Annotated in this window: 26 protein-coding genes; 7 read left to right on the forward strand and 19 right to left on the reverse strand. The window is 69.9% G+C overall.

Features of this window, described 5'->3' with window-relative positions; genetic code table 11:
* From CKO43_RS10460 to orn, 3 genes are all read right to left on the reverse strand, one after another.
* Window positions 1–487: alpha/beta hydrolase family protein (locus tag CKO43_RS10460; RefSeq protein WP_431191958.1), on the reverse strand; the 487-nt coding region annotated here is incomplete at its 3' end.
* Between the two features lie 64 nt (window positions 488–551).
* On the reverse strand, window positions 552–1,451 hold the full coding sequence (locus tag CKO43_RS10465) for an AraC family transcriptional regulator (RefSeq protein ID WP_346014413.1): 900 nt from the start codon (window positions 1,449–1,451) through the stop codon (window positions 552–554).
* Window positions 1,448–2,008 carry an oligoribonuclease gene (gene orn, locus CKO43_RS10470; protein WP_200228105.1) on the reverse strand — a complete coding sequence of 187 codons (561 nt, stop codon included), beginning with the start codon at window positions 2,006–2,008 and terminating at the stop codon, window positions 1,448–1,450. The genes CKO43_RS10465 and orn overlap by 4 nt, the downstream gene beginning before the upstream one ends.
* Window positions 2,009–2,063: 55 nt before the next feature.
* On the opposite strand from orn, the gene CKO43_RS10475 reads away from it, so the two are divergent.
* Together CKO43_RS10475 and rsgA are read left to right on the forward strand one after the other, a co-directional pair.
* Window positions 2,064–3,338, forward strand: a complete 1,275-nt coding sequence (locus tag CKO43_RS10475; protein WP_200228104.1) for a M48 family metallopeptidase — start codon at window positions 2,064–2,066, stop codon at window positions 3,336–3,338.
* Window positions 3,335–4,168, forward strand: a complete 834-nt coding sequence (rsgA, locus tag CKO43_RS10480; protein ID WP_200378600.1) for a ribosome small subunit-dependent GTPase A — start codon at window positions 3,335–3,337, stop codon at window positions 4,166–4,168. Before CKO43_RS10475 ends, rsgA begins: the two co-directional genes overlap by 4 nt.
* Before the next feature lie 222 nt (window positions 4,169–4,390).
* Here rsgA and CKO43_RS10485 read toward each other — a convergent pair whose 3' ends face one another.
* From CKO43_RS10485 to rpsP, 6 genes are all read right to left on the reverse strand, one after another.
* Entirely contained in the window at window positions 4,391–5,380 is a 990-nt protein-coding gene (locus CKO43_RS10485; protein WP_200378601.1) for a CobD/CbiB family protein, read from the reverse strand.
* A 28-nt stretch (window positions 5,381–5,408) separates the two neighbouring features.
* Window positions 5,409–6,077: a CoA pyrophosphatase gene (locus CKO43_RS10490; protein ID WP_200378602.1), complete on the reverse strand. Its 669-nt coding sequence runs from the start codon at window positions 6,075–6,077 to the stop codon at window positions 5,409–5,411.
* 87 nt (window positions 6,078–6,164) lie between these two features.
* Window positions 6,165–6,518 carry a 50S ribosomal protein L19 gene (gene rplS / locus CKO43_RS10495; protein ID WP_200228100.1) on the reverse strand — a complete coding sequence of 118 codons (354 nt, stop codon included), beginning with the start codon at window positions 6,516–6,518 and terminating at the stop codon, window positions 6,165–6,167.
* Window positions 6,519–6,630: 112 nt separating this feature from the next.
* Entirely contained in the window at window positions 6,631–7,377 is a 747-nt protein-coding gene (trmD, locus tag CKO43_RS10500) for a tRNA (guanosine(37)-N1)-methyltransferase TrmD (protein ID WP_200228099.1), read from the reverse strand.
* A gap of 12 nt (window positions 7,378–7,389) precedes the next feature.
* On the reverse strand, window positions 7,390–7,965 hold the full coding sequence (rimM, locus tag CKO43_RS10505; RefSeq protein ID WP_200378603.1) for a ribosome maturation factor RimM: 576 nt from the start codon (window positions 7,963–7,965) through the stop codon (window positions 7,390–7,392).
* A 13-nt stretch (window positions 7,966–7,978) separates the two neighbouring features.
* Complete coding sequence (rpsP, locus tag CKO43_RS10510) at window positions 7,979–8,227, reverse strand: 30S ribosomal protein S16 (RefSeq protein ID WP_200228097.1); 249 nt, start codon at window positions 8,225–8,227, stop codon at window positions 7,979–7,981.
* A 261-nt stretch (window positions 8,228–8,488) separates the two neighbouring features.
* Here rpsP and CKO43_RS10515 point away from each other — a divergent pair, with 261 nt between their 5' ends.
* Together CKO43_RS10515 and CKO43_RS10520 are read left to right on the forward strand one after the other, a co-directional pair.
* Window positions 8,489–9,022 (forward strand): GNAT family N-acetyltransferase, encoded by a 534-nt coding sequence (locus CKO43_RS10515; RefSeq protein WP_200228096.1) that lies wholly within the window; start codon window positions 8,489–8,491, stop codon window positions 9,020–9,022.
* 16 nt (window positions 9,023–9,038) lie between these two features.
* Window positions 9,039–9,503, forward strand: a complete 465-nt coding sequence (locus tag CKO43_RS10520) for a TM2 domain-containing protein (RefSeq protein ID WP_200228095.1) — start codon at window positions 9,039–9,041, stop codon at window positions 9,501–9,503.
* A 12-nt stretch (window positions 9,504–9,515) separates the two neighbouring features.
* Here the strand turns inward: CKO43_RS10520 and CKO43_RS10525 are convergent, their stop codons facing one another.
* The 9 genes from CKO43_RS10525 to murJ form a co-directional block, all read right to left on the reverse strand.
* Window positions 9,516–10,526 carry an inorganic phosphate transporter gene (locus CKO43_RS10525; RefSeq protein ID WP_200228094.1) on the reverse strand — a complete coding sequence of 337 codons (1,011 nt, stop codon included), beginning with the start codon at window positions 10,524–10,526 and terminating at the stop codon, window positions 9,516–9,518.
* A 19-nt stretch (window positions 10,527–10,545) separates the two neighbouring features.
* Window positions 10,546–11,193 (reverse strand): DUF47 domain-containing protein, encoded by a 648-nt coding sequence (locus CKO43_RS10530; RefSeq protein ID WP_200228093.1) that lies wholly within the window; start codon window positions 11,191–11,193, stop codon window positions 10,546–10,548.
* Between the two features lie 61 nt (window positions 11,194–11,254).
* Window positions 11,255–11,608, reverse strand: a complete 354-nt coding sequence (locus CKO43_RS10535) for a DMT family protein (RefSeq protein ID WP_200228092.1) — start codon at window positions 11,606–11,608, stop codon at window positions 11,255–11,257.
* Entirely contained in the window at window positions 11,605–12,093 is a 489-nt protein-coding gene (folK, locus tag CKO43_RS10540; RefSeq protein WP_200228091.1) for a 2-amino-4-hydroxy-6-hydroxymethyldihydropteridine diphosphokinase, read from the reverse strand. The genes CKO43_RS10535 and folK overlap by 4 nt, the downstream gene beginning before the upstream one ends.
* Window positions 12,090–13,679 carry a polynucleotide adenylyltransferase PcnB gene (gene pcnB / locus CKO43_RS10545; RefSeq protein ID WP_200378604.1) on the reverse strand — a complete coding sequence of 530 codons (1,590 nt, stop codon included), beginning with the start codon at window positions 13,677–13,679 and terminating at the stop codon, window positions 12,090–12,092. The genes folK and pcnB overlap by 4 nt, the downstream gene beginning before the upstream one ends.
* On the reverse strand, window positions 13,679–14,344 hold the full coding sequence (locus tag CKO43_RS10550; protein WP_200378605.1) for a histidinol-phosphatase: 666 nt from the start codon (window positions 14,342–14,344) through the stop codon (window positions 13,679–13,681). The genes pcnB and CKO43_RS10550 overlap by 1 nt, the downstream gene beginning before the upstream one ends.
* Window positions 14,341–15,021, reverse strand: a complete 681-nt coding sequence (locus tag CKO43_RS10555; protein WP_200228140.1) for an HdaA/DnaA family protein — start codon at window positions 15,019–15,021, stop codon at window positions 14,341–14,343. Before CKO43_RS10555 ends, CKO43_RS10550 begins: the two co-directional genes overlap by 4 nt.
* A gap of 13 nt (window positions 15,022–15,034) precedes the next feature.
* Entirely contained in the window at window positions 15,035–15,904 is an 870-nt protein-coding gene (locus tag CKO43_RS10560) for a SirB1 family protein (RefSeq protein WP_200228088.1), read from the reverse strand.
* Window positions 15,905–15,920: 16 nt separating this feature from the next.
* Window positions 15,921–17,477, reverse strand: a complete 1,557-nt coding sequence (murJ, locus tag CKO43_RS10565; RefSeq protein ID WP_200228087.1) for a murein biosynthesis integral membrane protein MurJ — start codon at window positions 17,475–17,477, stop codon at window positions 15,921–15,923.
* A gap of 140 nt (window positions 17,478–17,617) precedes the next feature.
* Here murJ and rpsT point away from each other — a divergent pair, with 140 nt between their 5' ends.
* Window positions 17,618–17,920, forward strand: a complete 303-nt coding sequence (gene rpsT, locus CKO43_RS10570; protein WP_200228086.1) for a 30S ribosomal protein S20 — start codon at window positions 17,618–17,620, stop codon at window positions 17,918–17,920.
* A gap of 82 nt (window positions 17,921–18,002) precedes the next feature.
* On the opposite strand, the gene CKO43_RS10575 is transcribed toward rpsT, so the two are convergent.
* Window positions 18,003–18,308, reverse strand: a complete 306-nt coding sequence (locus CKO43_RS10575; RefSeq protein ID WP_200228085.1) for a DUF3579 domain-containing protein — start codon at window positions 18,306–18,308, stop codon at window positions 18,003–18,005.
* A 176-nt stretch (window positions 18,309–18,484) separates the two neighbouring features.
* Between CKO43_RS10575 and CKO43_RS10580 the strand changes: the two genes are divergently transcribed.
* Window positions 18,485–19,690, forward strand: a complete 1,206-nt coding sequence (locus CKO43_RS10580; protein WP_200228084.1) for an aspartate aminotransferase family protein — start codon at window positions 18,485–18,487, stop codon at window positions 19,688–19,690.
* Window positions 19,687–20,622 carry an ornithine carbamoyltransferase gene (argF, locus tag CKO43_RS10585; protein ID WP_200378606.1) on the forward strand — a complete coding sequence of 312 codons (936 nt, stop codon included), beginning with the start codon at window positions 19,687–19,689 and terminating at the stop codon, window positions 20,620–20,622. Before CKO43_RS10580 ends, argF begins: the two co-directional genes overlap by 4 nt.
* Window positions 20,623–20,660 lie beyond the last annotated feature (38 nt).

Below are 20,660 nucleotides of genomic sequence, written 5' to 3' on the forward strand. Positions count from 1 at the left end.
CCGCCCAGCGCGGGCGCGCACCGGCGCTCGCCAGCGCCGTCAGCCCGCCCAGCGAAAAACCCGCGACGCCGATGCGGCCGGCGTCGATGCGCGGCCCCCATTCGGGATCCGCCAGCAGCCGGTCGGTGGCCACGCGCAGGTCCAGCGGCCGCTCCCACCAGGCGACGAAACCTTCCAGCCGGGTCTGCGGCTCGGCCGCCGTGTTGCCGTGATGGTTCAGCGCCGCGACCAGGTAGCCGGCCGCCGCCAGTTCGTGCGCCAGCCAGCCCAGGCTGGCGGCAGAGCCACCGGTGCCGTGCGACAGCAGCAGCAACGGCCGGCGCCCCGGCGCCGGGGCGGCGCCGACGGCCACGCGCAGCGATTCGAAGGGCGGGACCAGCCAGTCCTGCTCGACCGCGGTGTCCGCTGCGGGATACCACAGCAGCACCACCACCGGACGCGGGCCATCGGCGCCCCAGGCGGCCCGCGCCGGGTCGTCCCAGCGCAACGAGGTGATGCCGACCGGCGCCGCGGCGGCGCCGACGGCGGCCCAGGCGAGCGCCAGCGCGGCGCTACAGCGGCGCCACCGGGACGCAGATCTCGCAGCGCAAGCGGCCGCTGTCGGCGTCGTAGCCGCCGTCGGGCGGGTAGCGCTCGAAACACGGCCGGGCGTCGAGCTGCAGCCCGGTGCCGGGCAGCCAGTCGCGCAGCAGCAGCGTCCAGCCTTCGCCGATGCGGTCGACAGGGCCGTCGAAGCGCAGCACGGCGTAGCGGCCGCCGGGCAGTTCGGCGACGAGTTCGTCGCGCCCCGGCGTCTCGCCGTCGGCCAGCGCCACGCCGGCGTCGTAGCGGCAGGCCGGCGCCCGGGTGACGCCGGGGTCGTCGTGGCTGATGCCGTAGGTGATGCGGCCGTCGCGGCCGTGCAGCACCAGCCAGGGGGCGACGCTGCGCGCCCAGAAGCGCTGCAGCGGTGCACCGTAGGCGCCCAGGTGGCGCAGATAGGCGATGCGCACGGGAGGCAGGTCGAGCAGTCGGACATCGGCGGGCGGCGAGGTGTTCATCGTGCTGCCATCGTCGTGCGGCGCCGGCCGCCCGGCCTGACCGATCTTGCGATCCGCCTGATCGTCCTTGCGCTGCGCCGCGCGCCAGACCGAGGGCGCAGCGCCGAAGCGGGCGCGGAAGGCGCGCGCAAAGGCCTCGGCGGAGCCGAAGCCGACGCCCAGCGCCGCGTTCAGCACCGACAGGCGCGGCTGCGCCAGCAACTGCACCGCGGCGGTCTCGACACGCCGCCGGCGCACGTAGTCGGCCAGCGTCTCGCCGGTCCAGGCAGCGAACAGGCGGTGGAAGTGGAACGGCGAGAAGTTCGCCACCGCGGCCAGCGTCGCCAGGTCCAGCGTGCCGGCCAGATGCGCGTCGACGTGCGCCAGCACGCGGTGCATGCGGCGCTCGAAATCCGCGCGCGGGCTGCTCACACGGCGAGGAAGTGCTGCCGGTAGTGCAGCAGCTCGTCGATCGACTCGTGGATGTCGGCCAGCGCGGTGTGCGCCTGGGCCTTCTTGAAACCGTCGAGCACCTCGGGCTTCCAGCGCCGCGCCAGCTCCTTGAGCGTGCTGACGTCGAGGTTGCGGTAGTGGAAGAAGGCTTCCAGCTTGGGCATGTAGTTCGCCAGGAAACGCCGGTCCTGGCAGATCGTGTTGCCGCACATGGGGCTCTTGCCACGCGGCAGGTAGCGCTGCAGGAACTCGATCGTCTGCGCCTCGGCCTGGGCTTCGTCGATGCTCGAGGCCTTGACGCGCTCGGTCAGGCCGCTGCGGCCATGCGTGCCCTTGTTCCAGGCGTCCATCGCGTCCAGCGTGGCGTCGCTCTGGTGCACCGCGAACACCGGGCCCTCGACACGCACCGTCAGCTGCGGGTCGGTGACGACGACGGCGATCTCGATGATGCGGTCGGTGGAGGGATACAGGCCCGTCATCTCGAGGTCGATCCAGATCAGGTTCTGATCGCTCGGGGCCAGCACGGTGTCGCTCATGGTCGGGTTCTTCGGGGGAAACGGCGATTCTCACCCAAGCCTACACTCGCGCCCCATGCATTCCCTCGTCGTCACGGCCGCGTTCGCGGCCGCGCTGCTGCTCTCGCTCGCGCTCAAGTTCTGGCTCGCGACCCGCCAGGTGCGCCACGTCGCCCGCCACCGTGACGCGGTGCCGGCCGCCTTCGTCGGCACCGTCACGCCCGAGGCGCACCGCAAGGCCGCCGACTACACGCTCGCCAAGAGCCGCTTCGGCCTGCTGTCGACCGCGTTCTCGGCCGTCGTGCTGCTGGGCTGGACGCTGCTCGGCGGCCTGGACACGCTCAACCTCGTGCTGCACGACGCCCTGCTGCCCGCCTGGGGCACGATGGGCTACCAGCTCGCGCTGCTGGCGGCCTTCGCGCTGATCGGCGGGCTGCTGGAACTGCCTTTCGAATGGTGGAGCAGCTTCCGCATCGAGCAGCGTTTCGGCTTCAACCGCATGACCACCGGCCTGTGGCTGGCCGACCAGGCCAAGGGCGTGGCGGTCGGCGCCGTGATCGGGCTGCCGCTGGCGGCGCTGATCCTGTGGATCATGGGCGCCACCGGCGGCCTGTGGTGGCTCTGGGCCTGGGGCGCCTGGGTCAGCTTCAACCTGGTGCTGCTGGTGCTGTACCCCACCGTGATCGCACCGCTGTTCAACAAGTTCGAGCCGCTGGCCGACGAGGCGCTGAAAAGCCGCGTGCAGGCGCTGATGCAGCGCTGCGGCTTTGCCGCCAAGGGGCTGTTCGTGATGGACGGCAGCCGCCGTTCGGCGCACGCCAACGCCTATTTCACCGGGCTGGGCGCGTCCAAACGCGTCGTGTTCTTCGACACGCTGCTGTCGCGCCTGGCGCCGGCCGAAGTCGAGGCAGTGCTGGCGCACGAGCTCGGCCACTTCAAGCGCCGCCACGTCATCAAGCGCATGGCCGGCATCTTCGGCCTGAGCCTGGCGGCGCTGGCGCTGCTGGGCTGGCTGGCGGGCCAGCCGGGCTTCTACATGGGCCTGGGCGTGATGCCCAACCTGGACGCGCCGAACGACGCGCTGGCGCTGCTGCTGTTCATGCTGGCGCTGCCGCCGTTCACCTTCTTCGTCTCGCCGCTGGCCGCCTCGCTGTCGCGCAAGCACGAGTTCGAAGCCGACGCCTACGCCTGCGCCCAGGCTGACGGCGGCGCGCTCGCCAGCGCGCTGCTCAAGCTGCACGAGGACAACGCGTCCACGCTGACGCCGGACCCGCTGTACGCGCGCTTCTACTACTCGCATCCGCCGGCCGGTGAACGCCTGGCCGCCTTGCCCGCACCGGTCGCATCTTGAGCTTCGAAGCACTGGACCAGGGACTGGTCGTCGCGGCCCACGGCCGCCATGTCGTCGTCGAGACCCCCGAGGGCGAGCGCGTGCTGTGCCACCCGCGCGGCAAGAAGAGCGAGCTCGTCGTCGGCGACCACGTGCGCTGGCTGCCCGCCGGCGACGAAGGTGTCATCGAGCACCTGGAGCCGCGGCGCAACCTGCTGTTCCGCCAGGACGAGTGGCGCACCAAGTCCTTCGCCGCCAACCTCGACGGCGTGCTGATGCTGGTCGCCGGCGAGCCGATGTTCAGCGAGTCGCAGCTCACGCGCGCGCTGATCGCCGCGGCCCAGGCCGGCATCCCCTGCTGGATCGGCCTGAACAAGACCGACCTGCCGGCCGCCGCCGATGCCCGTTCGCGGCTGGCGCCCTACCGCAGGATGGGCGTCGAGGTGGTCGAGCTGGCGCTGGGCCCCAGCGGCATGGGCAAGAGCACGCTGATCAACCTGCTGGTGCCGCAGGCGGCGGCGCAGGTGGGCGAGATCTCGAAGGCGCTGAAGGCGGGCCGCCACACGACGACGACGACGAGCTGGTACTGGCTGGACGAAGCCCGCAGCGGCGCGCTGATCGATTCGCCCGGCTTCCAGGAATTCGGCCTGCGCCAGATCCTGCCGACCGAGCTGGCGACGCTGATGCCCGACTTCGCCGCCGCGCTGGGCGACTGCCGCTTCCACAACTGCAGCCACCGCCACGAGCCCGGCTGCGGCGTGCGTGCGGCGATCGAACGTGGCGAGATCTCGCCCTCGCGCCAGCGCATCTACGAAGAACTGTTCGCGGAGCTGTCGACGACACGCTGGTGAGCAGCGCCCAGCGGGAGCACGTGGCTGCGGCCTCCGACGAGCGAGCGAGGCCTTCCGGCGCCGCACGTCCGGTCTCAGCCATCACACGTGAAATCGTGCTCTGGCCTTCGACTGGCGAGCGACGCCTTCCGGCGTCGCACGTCCGGTCTCAGCCATCACACGTGAAATCGTGCTCTGGCCTTCGACTGGCGAGCGACGCCTTCCGGCGTCGCACGTCCGGTCTCAGCCAACGACGTTGGCCAGCGTCAGCAGCGCCAGCAGCAGCATCCACAGCACGACCGAACGCCAGACCAGGCCGACGACGCTCTGCAGATGGCCCAGTTGCGGCGGCGCGCCGGCGGTCGAGCCTTCGGCCGCGACGACACCCGGCTCGGCGCCGGCAGCGAAGGTCTTGGAGCGGTCGGGCGTGACGCCGGGTGCGGCGCTGCCGCCCAGCTGCACGCCGACGGCGCCGGCCGCGGCGGCGAGGATGATGCCTTCGTTCGGATGCAGCCAGAGCGCGGCGTCACGGCGCCAGCCGCCCACCGCCTCCTCGAAGTTGCCGACGACGGCAAAGCCGAAAGCCGTGAGCCGCGCCGGCACGTGGTCGATCAGCGCGAACCAGCGCAGCGACAGGTCCATCAGGCTCTCGCTGGTCGGCGCCTCGAGCGTGCGGTGGCGGTAGGCCCAGAAGCGCGACGCGAACTCGGCCATGCGGTAGAAGACCGCGCCGGTCGGCCCCAGCCCCAGCGCCGAGAGCACGACGAACCAGAAGAAGACGCCGAAGACGTGGCGATGCGCCGCCAGCAGCGCGTGTTCGAGCACGTGGCGCAGCACCTCGGTGCGCGGCAGTTCGCTCGCGTCCAGGTGGCGCCATTCGGCCAGGCGCTGGCGCGCGAGGTTCTCGTCGCCGCGGTCGAGCGCGTCGCGGATGTCGGTGAAGTAGTGGCTGAACTGGCGAAAGCCCAGCGTCAGATACAGCAGCACGACGTCGAAGGTCAGTGCCAGGATGACGCTGAAGTGGCTGATCGCGAGATAGACACCGGCCACCGCCAGCGACGGCCCGATCACCGCGACGCACCAGACCACCACCGTGTGGTGCGGCTTGCCCGCGTCGAAGTTGCGGCTCGCCCAGCGGACCCAGGTGACGAGGGCGTGATGGATCCAGTTGTCGCGCGGCAGCGGTTTCAACTGCTCGATCAGCAGCGCGGACAGGACGGCGAAAAAACTCATCGGCTGGCGATGATAAGGGTGTCGTCGATCAAGCCCGGGAGAGAAAGCGGTAGAGGTTGCGCAGCATCGCCGCCGTCGCGCCCCAGATGAAGTGCTCGCCCCAGGGCATGGACAGGAACTGGCGGCTGGCGCCAGCGGCTTCGACGACGTGGCGGCGGTGGTTTGCCGGGTCCATCAGGAACTCGAGCGGCACCTCGAAAGCGGCGGCGACCTCGAACGGGTCCAGCCTCGGCTCGAACGGCGGCGTGACGATCGCGACCACCGGCGTGACGACGAAGTGCGTGACCGTGGTGTAGGTCGGCAGGCAGCCGATGACCTCGACCCGGTCGCGCACTAGCCCGACTTCCTCCTCGGCCTCGCGCAGCGCGGTGGCCACCGCGTCGGCGTCGTCGGGCTCGACACGGCCGCCGGGGAAGCTGACCTGCCCGGCGTGGTCGCGCAGATGGTCGGTGCGGCGCGTCAGCAGCACGCTGGCCGCGTCGCCGTGGGCGACGATGGGCACCAGCACCGCGGCGGCAGCGCTCGGGCGGTCGGCCACCAGCCGGCCGTCGCCGGCGAACTCGGGCTGCCAGTCGCCCGCCGCGGCGAAACGCGCGCGCAAGGCCGCCGGCGTGAGCCGCGAACGCGGCACCGGTGGCAGGTGCGAGTCGACACCGGCGACGGGGATCGCCTCGGCGTGCAGGATGCGGGCGACCATCGTTTCAGCTCCCGACAACGAAAAAGGCGCCGCAATGCGGCGCCCCTTGGCGGTCGGGCCGTCCGGCAGGGCCGGAACGACCGGAGATCACGCCAGCTTTTCCTTGATGCGCGCGCTCTTGCCGCTGCGTTGACGCAGGTAGTAGAGCTTGGCGCGGCGCACGTCGCCGCGGCGCTTGACTTCGATCGAGGCGATCAGCGGGCTGTACAGCTGGAACGTACGTTCCACGCCTTCGCCGCTGGAGATCTTGCGCACGATGAAGCTGCTGTTGATGCCGCGGTTGCGCTTGGCGATGACGACGCCTTCGTAGGCCTGGACGCGCTTGCGCGTGCCTTCGACGACGTTGACGTTGACGATGACCGTGTCGCCGGGGGCGAAAGCGGGAATGGTCTTGCCCAGGCGGGCGATCTCTTCCTGCTCGAGGGTCTCGATGAGGTTCAAGGTTTTCTCCGATGACGATCGTGCGCGGGGGCTGTGGGATGGTGTCGCAAAGGAAAGAGCCTTGAAGGCCCTCACGCTCCGCTTGCCCGCCAGAGGATCGAAAAGCCGATGATTATAGCCCGAGCGCGGCCAGGAAGCGCTCGTCGGCGCGTGACAAGCGCCCGGCGGCACGCGCCGCCGTGATCAGCTCGGGGCGCCGGCGCGCGGTGCGCTCGAGCGAACACTCGCGCCGCCAGCGTGCGATCTCGCCGTGGTGGCCCGACAACAGCACCGGCGGCACCGGGAGCGGCTCGCCGTCGAGCAGCAGATGCTCGGGGCGGCTGTAGGACGGGCCTTCGAGCAGGCCGTCGCCGAAGCTGTCCTGCTCGTGCGAAGGCGCCGGGATCACGCCCGGCTGCAGCCGCGCCACCGCGTCCAGCAGGGCGAGTGCCGGCAGCTCGCCGCCGGAGAGCACGAAGTCGCCGAGGCTGATCTCGTGCGTCACGCGGCGGTCGATGAAACGCTGGTCTATGCCTTCGTAACGCCCGCACAGCAGCACCGCGCCGGGGCCGGTGGCGAACTCCTGCACGACGGCCTGGTCCAGGCGCCGGCCGGTGGGTGTGAAGTGAACCACCGGCACCTCGCCGCGTTCGGCGCGCACCGCGTCGAGCGCACGCAGCAGCGGCTCGACCAGCATCACCATGCCGGGGCCGCCGCCGTAGGGGCGGTCGTCGACGCGGCGGTAGTTGTCGTCAGCGTAATCGCGCAGTTGCCACAGCCGCACGTCGACGAGCCCGGTCGTGAACGCACGCCGCGTGATGCCCACCGCCAGATGCGGGGTGAACAACTCAGGGAACAGCGTGACGACGTCGAAGCGCATCGGCTTCGCGGCTCAGTAGTCGGCGGCCCAGTCGACGTGCACCGTGCGGCCGGGGAGGTCCACGCGGTCGATGTAGGCGGCGACGAAGGGGATCAGGATCTCGTCGGCTTCGGCGTCGACCGGCTGCACGCGCAGCACGCAGTGCGGGCCGGTCTCGATCAGGCCGACGATGCGGCCGAGCACAGCCTGGGCGCGGTCGTGCACGTCCAGGCCGATCAGGTCGATCCAGTAGAACTCGTCGGCGTCGGGCGTCGGGAAGCTCGAGCGCGGCACGTAGACACGCGCGCCGGAGAGCGCCTGCGCGGCGTCGCGGTCGGCGACGTCGTGCACGGTGGCGACGACGACTTCACCTTGTTCGCGTGCCGTGACGACACGCAGCAGCGCCGGCACCAGGTGCCCGGGCTTGGCCTCGGACGGCTCGAGGAACCAGCGCTTGGAAGAGAACAGCGCCTGCGGATCGGACGAAAAAGGTTTGACCTTGATCCCGCCCTTCACGCCCCAGGCGCCGACGACGCGGCCGACTTCGATCGCGTCGGCCGGCCGGGCCGGCGCGTCCAGCGCCGGCAGCGGGGGAGTCGTGGTGCCCACCCCCCGCGCGGCCTCAGGCCGCCTTCTTGGCTTGCACGACCAGACGCGCGACGGTCGGCGACAGCTGGGCGCCAACTTCGGCCCAGTAGGTCACGCGGTCGAGCGCGACGCGCAGGCCTTGCTCGGCACCGGCGGCCATCGGGTTGTAGAAACCCAGGCGCTCGATGAAGCGGCCGTCGCGACGCTCACGCGAGTCGGCGACGACGATGTTGTAGAACGGGCGCTTCTTCGCGCCGCCACGGGCCAGACGGATCACGACCATGTCGGGAATTCCTGATGTTGAGGCGATCGCCGCACAGCCGGGGACACGTCCAGCCGCTGGCAATCAGACAAGTTCTTGTCTCCCGACACCGTAGATACGCAACCGCAAGCTCGAGTGCTGACGGCGCCGTTGGCGGGAACCGCGCATTATAAACTCACTTGCCTGCTTGCGACAGCCCTCGCGACGCGTATCGCACCGGGCGCCGTTCACGCACCGCCCCGCGACGCCACCCTACCCCCTCTTTCGGATCCCATTCCCCGCATGAGCACCGGCCCGACCGTCATCCGCCCCAGCACCGAAGCCGACATCGGCACGATCACCGCGATCTACGCGTACCACGTGCAGCACGGCACCGGCACCTTCGAGACCGAGGCGCCCGCCGAAGCCGAGATGGCGCGCCGCCGCACCGACGTCACCGGCAAGGGCCTGCCCTGGCTGGTCGCCGAGGAAGGCGGCCGCGTCGTCGGCTACGCCTATGCGAATCACTTCCGCCCGCGCCCGGCCTACCGCTTCTGTGTCGAGGACTCGATCTACATCCACCACGAGGCCGCCGGCCGCGGCCTGGGCCGGCTGCTGCTGGCCGAACTGCTGGCGCACTGCGAAGCCGCCGGTGCGCGCCAGATGATCGCCGTCATCGGCGACGCCGAGAACATGGGTTCGATCGGCCTGCACCAGGCGCTGGGCTTCGAGCCCGCCGGCATCCTGCGCTCGGCCGGCTGGAAACACGGCCGCTGGCTCGACGTGCCGATGATGCAGCGTGCACTCGGCACCGGCGACGAGACCGACCCGGACTGAAGGACCATCGACGGCGATGGGCTACCGCTCCAAGACCGTCGCCACCTGGATCGCGTTCGCGCTCGGGGCCTTCGGCGCCCACCGCTTCTATCTGCACGGCCGGCGCGACGCGCTCGGCTGGCTGCACACACCGCCGACGCTGGCCGGGCTGGCCGGCGTCGTGCGCATGCGCGAGCTGGGGCAGGACGATCGCCTGGCCTGGCTGCTGATCCCGCTGCTCGGGCTGATGCTGTCGCAGGCGATGCTGTGCGCGATCGTCTACGCGCTGACGCCCGACGACCGCTGGGACGCTCGCCGCAACCCCAAAGAGCCCGGTCGCGCCACCGGCTGGGGCCCGGTGCTGGGCGCGATCGCTTCGTTGATGGTCGGCGGCGCGGTGCTGATGGGCACCATCGCCTTCGCCGGTCAGAGGTTCTTCGAGTGGCAGCTCGAAGACGGCGCCGAAATGGCGCCGGCCGGCACTCAGCCCTCACGCGTGTAATCGCGTCCAGACTCAGAACAGGTAGTTGCTGATGCCGTAGAAGACCGCGGCGATGAAGGCCGTGGCCGGGATCGTGAAGATCCACGCCAGCACGATGTTGCCGGCCAGCCCCCAGCGCACTGCCGAGGCGCTGCGCACCGAGCCGACGCCGTAGATCGCACCGGTGATCGTGTGCGTCGTCGACACCGGCACGCCCAGCGCGGTCGCCAGGAACAGCGTGATCGCGCCGCCGGTCTCGGCACAGAAGCCGCCGACGGGCTTGAGCTTGGTGATGCGCTGGCCCATGGTCTTGACGATGCGCCAGCCGCCGAACAGCGTGCCCATGCCGATGGCGATGTAGCAGCACCAGATGACCCACATCGGCGGCATGTGGTCGTTGGCGCTCGCGTAGCCCGAGGAGATCAGCAGCAGCCAGATGATGCCGATGGTCTTCTGCGCGTCGTTGCCGCCGTGGCCCAGCGAATACAGGCCGGCCGATATCAGCTGCAGCCGCCGGAAGGCGTTGTCGATCTTCAAGGGCGAGCCTCGTCGGCAGATCCAGGCCACCGCGACCATGATCAGCGAGCCGAACAGGAAACCCAACACCGGCGAGATGAAGATGAAGGCGACGGTCTTGATCAGGCCCGAGGCCACCAGCGGCCCGCCGCCGGCCTTGGCGATGGTCGCGCCGACGATGCCGCCGATCAGCGCGTGCGAGCTCGACGACGGGATGCCGTACCACCAGGTGATCACGTTCCAGGCGATCGCCCCGACGAGCGCGCCGAAGATCACGTGCTGGTCGACGATGCCGGGCTCGACGATGCCCTTGCCGATGGTCGCCGCGACCTTCAGCTGGAAGACCGCGATTGCGACGACGTTGAAGAATGCGGCGAACGCGACCGCTTGCTGCGGTTTCAGAACGCCCGTGGACACGACGGTGGCGATGGAGTTCGCCGCGTCGTGGAAACCGTTCATGAAGTCGAAGACGAGCGCCAGGATGACGAGCGTCGCCACGACCCAGAAGCCGACCGGAATTGCATCCATTTTTGGGACGTCCGGCGGATCAGGAATTCTCGAGGACGATGCCTTCGATGATGTCCGCGACGTCTTCGCAGCGGTCGGAGATCGACTCCAGGTGCTCGTACACCGCCTTCAGCTTGATCAGCTCGCGGGTGTCGAGCTCCTCGCGGAACAGGCGCGACATCGCCGAGCGCATCACGCGGTCAGCGTCGGACTCGAGGCGGTCGATCTCCTCGCAGGTCTTGAGCGCCGACTCGGCGACGGTGCCGTTCTTCAGATTGGGCAGCAGCGAGACGACGTGCTGCACGCGTTCGCAGCAGCGCACCGAGATCTCGGTGAGGCGGATGACGTCCTCGCTGACGCTGTGCAGGTCGTACAGCGACATCACCTCGGACGAGTCCTGGAGCAGGTCCACGATGTCGTCCATCGAGTTGATCAGCGAGTGGATCTGCTCGCGGTCCAGCGGCGTGATGAAGGTGCGGTGCAGCGCCCGGTTGACCTCGGCGGTCACTTTGTCGGCGGCGCGTTCGGCGGCGATGACGTCAGCGGCGTGTTTCTCGCGGGCCACCGGGTCGGAGTAGTGCTGGACCAGCTGCATGAAAGCACGGGCACCTTCGGCGACGAAGGCAGCGTGCTGGTTGAACATCTCGAAGAAGTTGCCTTCGCGCGGAAGCAGCTTGCCAAAAAACATGCGGGCTCCGGTGTGATCACCGGCCGGATCGTGAATCCGCGATTCTAGTTCGATGACAGTTCTATGACCGGAAGATGAAGTAGACGGCTCCCACCAGGCACAGCCCGGCCCAGAGGTAGTCCAGCTTCAGCGGCTGGTCCATATAGAAGAAGGCGAAGGGCACGAAGACGGCGAGCGTGATCACCTCCTGCGCGATCTTCAGCTGCGCCAGGCTCAGGCCGCCGGCGTAGCCGATGCGGTTGGCCGGCACCTGCAGCAGGTACTCGAAGAGCGCGATGCCCCAGCTGATCAGCGCGGCGACGAGCCAGGGCTTGCCACCCAGCGTCTTCAGGTGCCCGTACCAGGCGAACGTCATGAACAGGTTGGACAGGATCAGCAGCCCGAAGGTCTGCACCGATATCGGCAGCGAGTTCATCGGGGCTCCTGGTCGTCCAGCCGTTCGATCGCCTGGTCGGCCGCCGCTTCGGCCCAAGGCGAGAGCGCGCCCAGCAGCGGATGCTCGAAACCCGGCTCCAGTTCCAGCAGCGGCCGCAGCACGAAGGCCCGCAGGTGCGCCCGCGGATGCGGCACGACGAGCCCGGGCGTGTCGATGACCTGGGTGCCGTGGAACAGCAGGTCCAGGTCGAGCGTGCGCGGCGCGTTGCGGTAGGGCCGCTCGCGGCCGTGACCGGCCTCTATCGTGTGCAGCGCAGCGAGCAGTTCAGGCGGCTCGAGCCCGGTCTCGAGTTCGGCCACCGCGTTGCGGAAATCGGGGCCGGCGGCGTCGACAGGCGCGCTGCGCCAGATCGACGAGCGCCGCAACAGCCGCGTGCGCGGCAGCGTGTCCAGCGCCGCGAACGCCGCGGCCAGCGTCGCCGACGCGTCGCCCAGGTTGGCGCCCAGGCCGACCCAGGCCCTCATTCGGCCGCAGCAGGGGCCGACGGCGCACCGCCGCCAGCCGGGCGCCGCCGCCGCCGGCGGCGCTTCTTCGCTGGCGCAGCCGTATCGGTTGCGGACTCGGCGGCCTCGGCGGCCTCGTCGGTGGCCTCGTCGTCGCCTTCGGGCTCGGCAGCCGAAGCCGCGGCCTCGGTGCTGCCGCTGGCGACACGGTGCACCCGCTTGCTGGCCGGCTTCAGCTCGGCCAGCATCGCCTCGCGTTCGTCGTCGTCGCCGAGGTGGAAGTCCTCCCACCACTCGGCCAGGCCGGACTCGATCTCGCCGACGTCGGCACGCAGGCGCAGGAAGTCGTAGCCAGCGCGGAAACGCGCCTGCGCGACCAGCGAGCGTGCGGCCGCCGGCGTGCGGCGCTCGAAACGCGGCTGCATCAGCCAGATCTCGCGCATGTCGCCGCCAAGCTTGCCGCGGCCGGAGATGTCACCGATGCGGGCATCGAAGACGGCGTCAACCGCCTGCTGCAGCGCCGGGAACGGGGCTTCGCCGTCCTTCTTCAGCTGCGCCCAGCGGTCGAGCACGTCGTGCCAGAGCATCACCGCCAGCATGAAGCTGGGCACGACGGCGCGGCCGTCGTTGACGCGGGCGTCGGTGTCCTCGAGCGCGAAGCGGATGAACTCGTCGCGCTTGGGGTGGCGCGCGTCGGCGCGGAAGGCGGCGTCGAGCACCGGGAACACGCCCTGGTCGAGGCCCTGCTTCTTCAGCTCGGCCAGGCTCTTGAGCGCATGGCCGGTCTGCAGCAGCTTGACCATCTCGTCGAACATGCGCGACGGCGGCACGTTGGCCAGCAGCGCGGCCATCTTGCGCATCGGCGCGCGCGTCGCCGGCTCGACCTCGAAACCCAGCTTGGCCGCGATGCGCACGACGCGCACGATGCGAACCGGGTCCTCGCGGTAGCGCGTCTCGGGGTCGCCGATCATGCGCAGCACGCGCGCACGCGAGTCGGCCAGGCCGCCGTGGTAGTCGACGACGATCTGCGTCGTCGGGTCGTAATACAGCGCGTTGATCGTGAAGTCGCGCCGCGCCGCATCCTCGATCTGCGGGCCCCAGACGTTGTCGCGCAGCACGCGGCCGCTGGCGTCGACGACACGGCGCTGGTCGGCGACCTCGTGGCGCGCGGTCTTCTCGTTGCCGCTCACCGGCTCGGCCGCGGCCGGGTCCATGAAGGCGCGGAAGGTCGAGACCTCGATGACCTCGTGCTCGCGGCCGCGGCCGTAGATCACGTGCACCAGGCGAAAGCGCCGGCCGATGATGAAGGCGCGCCGGAACAGCGACTTGACCTGCTCGGGCGTGGCGCTGGTGGCGACGTCGAAGTCCTTGGGCCGCAGGTTGACGAGCAGGTCGCGCACCGCGCCGCCGACAATGTAGGCCTCGTAGCCGGCGTCCTTGAGCGTGCGCACGACGCGCACCGCGTTCTCGTCCAGCAGCCGCGGGTCGATGCGGTGCTCCTCGGCCGGGATCTCGACGCGTTGGCCGAGCGGGATGGTCGGCGCGGCCGGCGGCGCCTCGGGGGCGGCGGCCTTGCCGAGCAGGCGGTCGATGAATTTCTTGATCATCAGAAGAGTTCCAGGATCGGCCAGCCGCGCTGTTCGGCAATCGTTCGCAGCCCGGGGCCGGGGTTGGTCGCCACCGGGTGGCTGACGAGCTCGAGCAGCGGCAGGTCGTTGGTCGAGTCGCTGTAGAAGGTGCTGCGCCCGAAGTCGGCGAGCGTGCGGCCGCTTTCGGCCAGCCACTGGCGCACACGCGTGATCTTGCCATCGCGGAACGACGGCACACCCCGTATCGCCCCGGTGGCGCGGCCGCTGTCGTCGCGATCGAGTTCGGTGGCGATCAGCGTGTCGACGCCGAACAGCGTCGCGATCGGGCGCGTGACGAAGTCGTTGGTCGCGGTGACGACGGCCACCAGGTCGCCGGCGTCGAGGTGGCCACGCACCAGCGCCAGCGCCTGCGGATGCAGCGAGGGCCGCGCGTACTCGTCGACGAAACGGGCCTGCGCCGCGGCGATCTCGGCCGGGTCGCGTTCGCGCCAGGGCGAGGTGCAGAACTGCACGTAGGCCTCGATGTCCAGGCCGCCGTCGAGGTACTGGGCGTAGAACTCGTCGTTGCGGCGCTTGAATTCGCCGGCATCGGCCCAGCCGATGCGCACGAGGAACTCGCCGAAGGCGTGGTCGGAGTCGGTCGGCAGCAGCGTGCCGTCGAGGTCGAAGAGCGTCAGGTTCAAAGGGGGTCGCCTTCCTCGGCCAGCATCGCACGCACCAGCGGCACGGTGATCGTGCGCGAACGCGACAACGAGAACTCGTCGAGCCGGTCCAGCAGGGCCATCAGGTGTTTCAGGTCACGCGGGAAGCGTGTCAGCAGGTGGTCCATCACCTCGTCGGTGAGGCGGATGCCGCGGCGGTCGCTCTCGCGGCGCAGCGCGGCGCGGGTTTCCGACTCGCCCAGCGGCTGCATCGCGAACACCGGCCCCCAGGCCAGGCGCGTGCGCAGGTCGTCGCGCAGCGGCAGGTCCACCGGCGGCAGGCGGCCGGCGCAGGCCATCTGCACGCCTTCGGTGGCGGCCTCGACGAAGAGCGTGAACGCCGACTGCTGGGCGGCGGCGTCGAGTTCGTCGCAGCGGTCGATGACGACCAGCGACCAGTCGGCGGCCAGCTCCCACGGGCAGGGGCAGGACGGGTCGAACCAGCCGACACGCTGGCCAGCCTGCTGGCAGGCGTGGGCGAGCGAGCGCAACAGGTGCGTCTTGCCGCTGCCCGACGCGCCCCAGAGGTAGACCGGCGCGGTGGGCATCGGCAGCCGGCGCAGGTGTTCGAGCGCACGCAGGTTGGCTTCGCTGCCGGGCAGGAAGCTCTCGAAAGTGGCGAGCGGGTCGAAGCCGATCGCCAGCGGGATCTGCTTCATCGTGGACGTCATGTCAGTGCAGTCTCGGGCGGCGACGGCCGCGCAGTTGGACGAGCCGGGCGCGAACGGTCGGCGCATCCTCGGCGTCGGGACAGTGGATCAGGTATTCGGACAGATCCTCGGCCGCCGCGGCGTCGTGGCCGAGTTCGGCGTGCACGAGCCCGCGGTCGCGGCGTTCGATCCAGTCCTCGGGCAGCAGGATCACGAGGCGGTCCAGCACCGCCAGCAGCCGGCAGCGGTCGGCGGCGTCGCGGTGGATCTCCTTCAGGTTGCGCAGCAGCCGGGCGACGACGTCGCGCGGCGCGGCCGCCTGCAGGAACAGGCCCAGCGGCATGTCGTAGTCGCCGACCAGGCCGTGGTGCTGGCGGTAGGGCACGAGCCGCTCCTCCAGCTCCTCGCGCGACAGCGAGCGGCCGCTGAACGGGTCGAGCACGACCTCGCCGCGCGGCAGCTTCAGCTTGACCAGGAAATGTCCCGGAAAAGACACGCCGGCGGCCGGCAGGCCCAGCTGGGACGCCAGCTCGACATAGAGCAGGCCGAGCGTGATCGGGATGCCACGCCGCGTGCGCAGCACCTCGGGCAGGTAGCTGTTGCGCGGGTCGTAGTAGTCGTTGACGTTGCCGGCGAAACCCAGCTCGTCGAAGAAGTAGCGGTTCAGCATACGCAGCTTGTGCACCGGCCCGGCGTCGGCCGGCAGGCGGCGGCGCAGCGTGTCGGCCAGCGTGTCGATCTGCTCGAGCACCGCCTGCGGGTCCAGGCCCGGGTCGGCGTCCTGCGCCAGCGACGCGGCGGCCTCGACGACCGACAGGCTCGCGTCGTCGGCGACAAGTGCGGCGAAATACTGCAACGCCGTCGGTGCCTCGAAATGAAGCGGTCCAGCCATCACCCTCCAGTGTAGGTCAGCCACGGCGCACGAACTGCCGCAGGTTCAGCCCGGTGGCCGCGAGCAGCGCGAAATAAACCGCGGCCACCGAGCTCAGCACCAGTGCCATCCAGCCCGCGCGCACACCGTAGTGCGACTGCAGGCCGATCCAGTCGATCGCGTGCGCCGCCCACGCCAGCCCGATCCCGATCGCGCCGCAGGCCAGGCCGATCCGCAGCGCGAACGCGCCCCAGCCCGGCCGCGGCATGTAGACGCCCTTCTTCAGCAGCCCGACCAGCAGCAGCCCGGCGTTGAGCAGCGCACCCAGGCCGATCGACAGCGCCAGCCCGGCATGGCCGATCAGCGGCACGAACAGCGCGTTCATCAGTTGCGTGCAGACCAGCACCAGCAGCGCGATCTTCACCGGCGTGCGCGTGTCCTGGCGGGCGTAGAAGCCGGGCGCCAGCACCTTGACCCCGACCAGCCCCATCAGGCCGACACCGTAGCCCATCAGCGCACGCACCGTCTGTTCGACGTCACGCGCGGCGAAGGCGCCGTAATGAAACAGCACCGCGATCAGCGCCTTCGGGAACACGATCAGCGCGATCGCGCACGGCAGCGCCAGCATCACGACCAGGCGCAGGCCCCAGTCGAGCATGTCTGAATAACCCTGGGCGTCGTCGCGCCCCTTGGCCGCCGACAACTGCGGCAGCAGCACCACGCCCAGCGCCACGCCCAGCAGCGCGGTCGGAAACTCCATCAGCCGGTCGGCATAGGTCAGCCAGGACACCGCGCCGACACCGACGTGCGACGCGATCTGGGTGTTGATGACCAGCGAGATCTGCGCCACCGACACGCCCAGCAGCGCCGGCCCCATCAGCGTCAGGATGCGGTGCACGCCCGGGTGGCGCCAGGCGGCGCGCAGCCGCGCCGGCGTCAGGCCGATGTGCGGCATCAGCCCCAGGCGGCCGAGCGCCGGGATCTGCACCGCCGCCTGCAGCACGCCGCCGAGCGCGACACCGCCGGCCAGCGCCAGCACCGGATCCAGCCCCCAACCGGCCATCCGCGGCGCCAGCAGCGCCGCCGCGCCGATCACCGACAGGTTCAGCAGCACCGGCGTCACCGCCGGCACCGCGAAGCGTTTCCAGGTGTTCAGGATGCCCGCGGCCAGGGCCACCATCGACATGAAGCCGATGTAGGGGAACATCCAGCGTGTCATCAGCACCGCCAGGTCCAGCCGCTCCAGCCCCGAGGCCATCAGCCAGACCAGCACCGGCGCGCCGGCGACGCCGAGCACGCAGGTCGCCAGCAGCACCCAGACGAGCACGGTGGCGACGGCGTCGATCAGCGCGTGTGTCGCGGCGTCGCCCTCCTTCTCGCGCGTGGCCGCCAGCAGCGGCACGAAAGCCTGCGAGAACGCACCCTCGGCGAACAGGCGCCGGAACAGATTGGGGATGCGAAAGGCGACGTTGAAGGCGTCGGTGGCGGCGCTGGCGCCGAAATAACCGGCGATCAGCTGGTCGCGCACGAGGCCGGTGACGCGCGAAGCGAGCGTCAGCAGCGAGACGGTGGAAGCGGCCCGGAGAAGGTTCACGGGGTACGACGAGTGGGCGGGCAGCCCGAAGCCGGGTCGGTGACCATTATAGGCAGGGGCTGACAATGGGCTGGCGGACTGCCGATGGCGTGCTATACTCGATGGTTCTTTGCACCACCCGAACTCCGCAAAAGCATCGCATGGCCACTTCGTCCAAAGCCAAGAAGAAAACCGTCCGCCTCGCATCGGGCCGCAAGCGCGCCCGTCAGGACGTGAAGCTCAACGCGCAGAACACTTCGCTGCGCTCGCACTTCCGCACTGTCGTCAAGAACGTGCAGAAGGCCGTGGTCGCCGGTGACAAGACCAAGGCGACCGACACCTTCAAGTCCGCGCAGAGCGTCATCGACTCGGTCGCCGACAAGGGCATCTTCCACAAGAACAAGGCCGCGCGCCTGAAGAGCCGCCTGGCCGCCAAGGTCAAGGCGCTGGCGCTCGCCGCCTAAAACCGGTTTCTCGGGTGTTGAACGAAGGGCCTGCGCAAGCAGGCCCTTTCGTTTTGGCGCCGCGAAAACCGCAGCCGCACCCTCACTCGCAGTCGACGACCTGCAGCTCGTTGTCGCGTGCGAAGTTCATCACGAAGTCCCAGGCCATCGGCTCGACGTCCTTCAGCGCTTCGCTGACGTAGACGCACTTGACGCCCTCGACGAGGCGCGGAACGCAGTACGGGGAGTAGCCGATGTGGGCACCGATGCCGCCGGCGCCCCGGGGCCTGAAGCTGGACATCGCACCGGCCAGCCGCTCGGCCCAGTCGCTGGGGCGGAAGGTGCGGCCGCTCGTCGTGAGTCCCTTGATATAAAGCCTGCGAGGCTTCTGCGTTTGGATCTGCGTCATCGGCAACGCAAGATTGTGCCCGGATTCGCCTTCCGACACCGGCGTTCGGCTATCGCAATAGAGCAGGAATTCGCGGCCCTTAGAATCGTTCGCCCCGGCCGGCGCCCGACCTTGTGCAGCATTTCGCAGGTCAGCGCCGGCCTTGTCTTCTTTCCTGGAGCGACAAGGACTCTTCGATGACCGCTGCCCCTGCCCCGTCCGCGCCGATGCCGCACGTGATGAACACCTACGGGCGCCTGCCCGTCGCGCTGTCGCATGGCCGAGGCTGCCGAGTCTGGGACACCGAGGGTCGAGAGTACCTGGACGCGCTCGCCGGCATCGCCGTCAACACGCTGGGCCACGCGCACCCCAAGCTGGTGCCGGCGCTGCACGACCAGATCGGCAAGCTGATCCACTCCTGCAACTACTACCAGGTGCCGCTGCAGGAGCAACTCGCCGCCAGGCTGTGCGAGCTCTCGGGCCTGGACAGCGTGTTTTTCTGCAACTCGGGCCTCGAAGCGAACGAAGCGGCGCTGAAGATCGCGCGCAAGTTCGGCCATGACAAAGGCATCGAACGCCCCGAGATCATCGTCTACGAACGCGCTTTCCACGGCCGCTCGATCGCGACGCTGTCAGCCACCGGCAACCCCAAGGTGCAGGCCGGCTTTGGCCCGCTGGTCGAGGGTTTCGTGCGCGTGCCGCTGAACGACATCGCCGCGGTCGAGGAAGTCGCTCGCAGCAATCCGAACATCGTCGCCGTGTTCCTCGAGACCATCCAGGGCGAAGGCGGCATCAACACCACGCGCACCGATTATTTGCAGGGCCTGCGCCGCCTGTGCGACGAACGCGGCTGGCTGCTGATGCTCGACGAGGTGCAGTGCGGCGTCGGCCGCACCGGCAAGTGGTTCGCGCACCAGTGGGCCGGCATCCGCCCCGACGTGATGCCGCTGGCCAAGGGCCTGGGCTCGGGCGTGCCGATCGGCGCCGTCGTCGCCGGCCCGCGCGCGGCCCAGGTTCTGGGCCCGGGCAACCACGGCACCACCTTCGGCGGCAACCCGCTGGCGATGCGCGCCGGCGTCGAGACGCTGCGCATCATGGAAGAGGACGGCCTGCTGGCCAATGCGCAGGCGATGGGCGAGCTGCTGCGCGCCGAGCTCCAGCGCGGTTTCGCCGGCAGCACCGGCGTCGTCGAGTACCGCGGCCAAGGCCTGATGCTGGGCATCGCGCTCGACCGCCCCTGCGGCGTGCTGATCGGCCGCGCGGCCGAAGCCGGGCTGCTGATCAGCGTCACCGCCGACAACGTGATCCGCCTGCTGCCGCCGCTGATCGTCAGCGCCGACGAGGTGCGCGAGATCGCCGCCCGCCTCGTCCCGCTGGTCCAGGCCTTCCTGGCCGAAGCATGAAACCGGGTTATTCGCTGATGAAGCACTACCTGCAGTTCAAGGACCTGCGTGCCGAGGAGTACGCCTACCTGTTCGAGCGCGCGCGCATCATCAAGACGCGCTTCAAGAACTACGAGAAGTACCAGCCGCTGGTCGACCGCACGCTGGCGATGATCTTCGAGAAGGCGAGCACGCGCACCCGCGTCAGCTTCGAGGCCGGCATGTACCAGATGGGCGGCTCGGTCGTGCACCTGACCACCGGCGACAGCCAGCTCGGCCGCGCCGAGCCGATCGAGGACAGCGCGCGTGTCATCAGCCGCATGGTCGACGTGGTGATGATCCGCACCTTCGAGCAGGCCAAGATCGAGCGCTTCGCCGCCCACTCGCGCGTGCCGGTGATCAACGGCCTGACCAACGAGTTCCACCCGTGCCAGATCCTGGCCGACATCTTCACCTACATCGAGCACCGCGGCTCGATCGCCGGCAAGGTGGTGGCCTGGGTGGGCGACGGCAACAACATGGCCAACACCTGGCTGCAGGCAGCCGAGATCCTCGGCTTCACGGTGCACGTCAGCACGCCCAGCGGCTACGGCGTCGACCCTGAACTCGCCGGCATCCGCGACAGCGCCTGCTACAAGGTCTTCACCGACCCGCGCGAAGCCTGCCGCGGCGCCCATCTCGTCACGACCGACGTCTGGACGAGCATGGGCTACGAAGCCGAGAACGAGGCGCGCCGCAGCGCCTTCGCCGACTGGTGCGTAGACGCCGGCATGATGGCCGCGGCCCAGCCCGACGCGCTCTTCATGCACTGCCTGCCGGCGCACCGCGGCGAGGAAGTGGCGGCCGACGTCATCGACGGCCCGCAATCCGTCGTCTGGGACGAGGCCGAAAACAGGATGCACGTGCAGAAGGCACTGATGGAGTACCTGCTGCTCGGCCGCATCGGCGCCTAGCCGACGCGCCGCACGCGACAAGGGCCGGCATTGCCGGC

The sequence above is a fragment of the Rubrivivax gelatinosus genome (assembly GCF_016583785.1).
In the GTDB taxonomy this organism is placed as follows: Bacteria; Pseudomonadota; Gammaproteobacteria; order Burkholderiales; family Burkholderiaceae_C; genus Rubrivivax; species Rubrivivax gelatinosus_B.

Coding starts and splice junctions, on each gene's coding strand:
- orn (WP_200228105.1), bottom strand. CDS start 2,008: ATGAGCGACACCGTGCTGGCCCCGAGCGATCAGAACCTGATCTGGATC.
- CKO43_RS10475 (WP_200228104.1), top strand. CDS start 2,064: ATGCATTCCCTCGTCGTCACGGCCGCGTTCGCGGCCGCGCTGCTGCTC.
- CKO43_RS10485 (WP_200378601.1), bottom strand. CDS start 5,380: ATGAGTTTTTTCGCCGTCCTGTCCGCGCTGCTGATCGAGCAGTTGAAA.
- CKO43_RS10490 (WP_200378602.1), bottom strand. CDS start 6,077: ATGGTCGCCCGCATCCTGCACGCCGAGGCGATCCCCGTCGCCGGTGTC.
- trmD (WP_200228099.1), bottom strand. CDS start 7,377: ATGCGCTTCGACGTCGTCACGCTGTTCCCTGAGTTGTTCACCCCGCAT.
- rpsP (WP_200228097.1), bottom strand. CDS start 8,227: ATGGTCGTGATCCGTCTGGCCCGTGGCGGCGCGAAGAAGCGCCCGTTC.
- CKO43_RS10515 (WP_200228096.1), top strand. CDS start 8,489: ATGAGCACCGGCCCGACCGTCATCCGCCCCAGCACCGAAGCCGACATC.
- CKO43_RS10520 (WP_200228095.1), top strand. CDS start 9,039: ATGGGCTACCGCTCCAAGACCGTCGCCACCTGGATCGCGTTCGCGCTC.
- CKO43_RS10525 (WP_200228094.1), bottom strand. CDS start 10,526: ATGGATGCAATTCCGGTCGGCTTCTGGGTCGTGGCGACGCTCGTCATC.
- CKO43_RS10530 (WP_200228093.1), bottom strand. CDS start 11,193: ATGTTTTTTGGCAAGCTGCTTCCGCGCGAAGGCAACTTCTTCGAGATG.
- CKO43_RS10535 (WP_200228092.1), bottom strand. CDS start 11,608: ATGAACTCGCTGCCGATATCGGTGCAGACCTTCGGGCTGCTGATCCTG.
- folK (WP_200228091.1), bottom strand. CDS start 12,093: ATGAGGGCCTGGGTCGGCCTGGGCGCCAACCTGGGCGACGCGTCGGCG.
- pcnB (WP_200378604.1), bottom strand. CDS start 13,679: ATGATCAAGAAATTCATCGACCGCCTGCTCGGCAAGGCCGCCGCCCCC.
- CKO43_RS10555 (WP_200228140.1), bottom strand. CDS start 15,021: ATGAAGCAGATCCCGCTGGCGATCGGCTTCGACCCGCTCGCCACTTTC.
- CKO43_RS10560 (WP_200228088.1), bottom strand. CDS start 15,904: ATGGCTGGACCGCTTCATTTCGAGGCACCGACGGCGTTGCAGTATTTC.
- rpsT (WP_200228086.1), top strand. CDS start 17,618: ATGGCCACTTCGTCCAAAGCCAAGAAGAAAACCGTCCGCCTCGCATCG.
- CKO43_RS10575 (WP_200228085.1), bottom strand. CDS start 18,308: ATGACGCAGATCCAAACGCAGAAGCCTCGCAGGCTTTATATCAAGGGA.
- CKO43_RS10580 (WP_200228084.1), top strand. CDS start 18,485: ATGACCGCTGCCCCTGCCCCGTCCGCGCCGATGCCGCACGTGATGAAC.
- argF (WP_200378606.1), top strand. CDS start 19,687: ATGAAACCGGGTTATTCGCTGATGAAGCACTACCTGCAGTTCAAGGAC.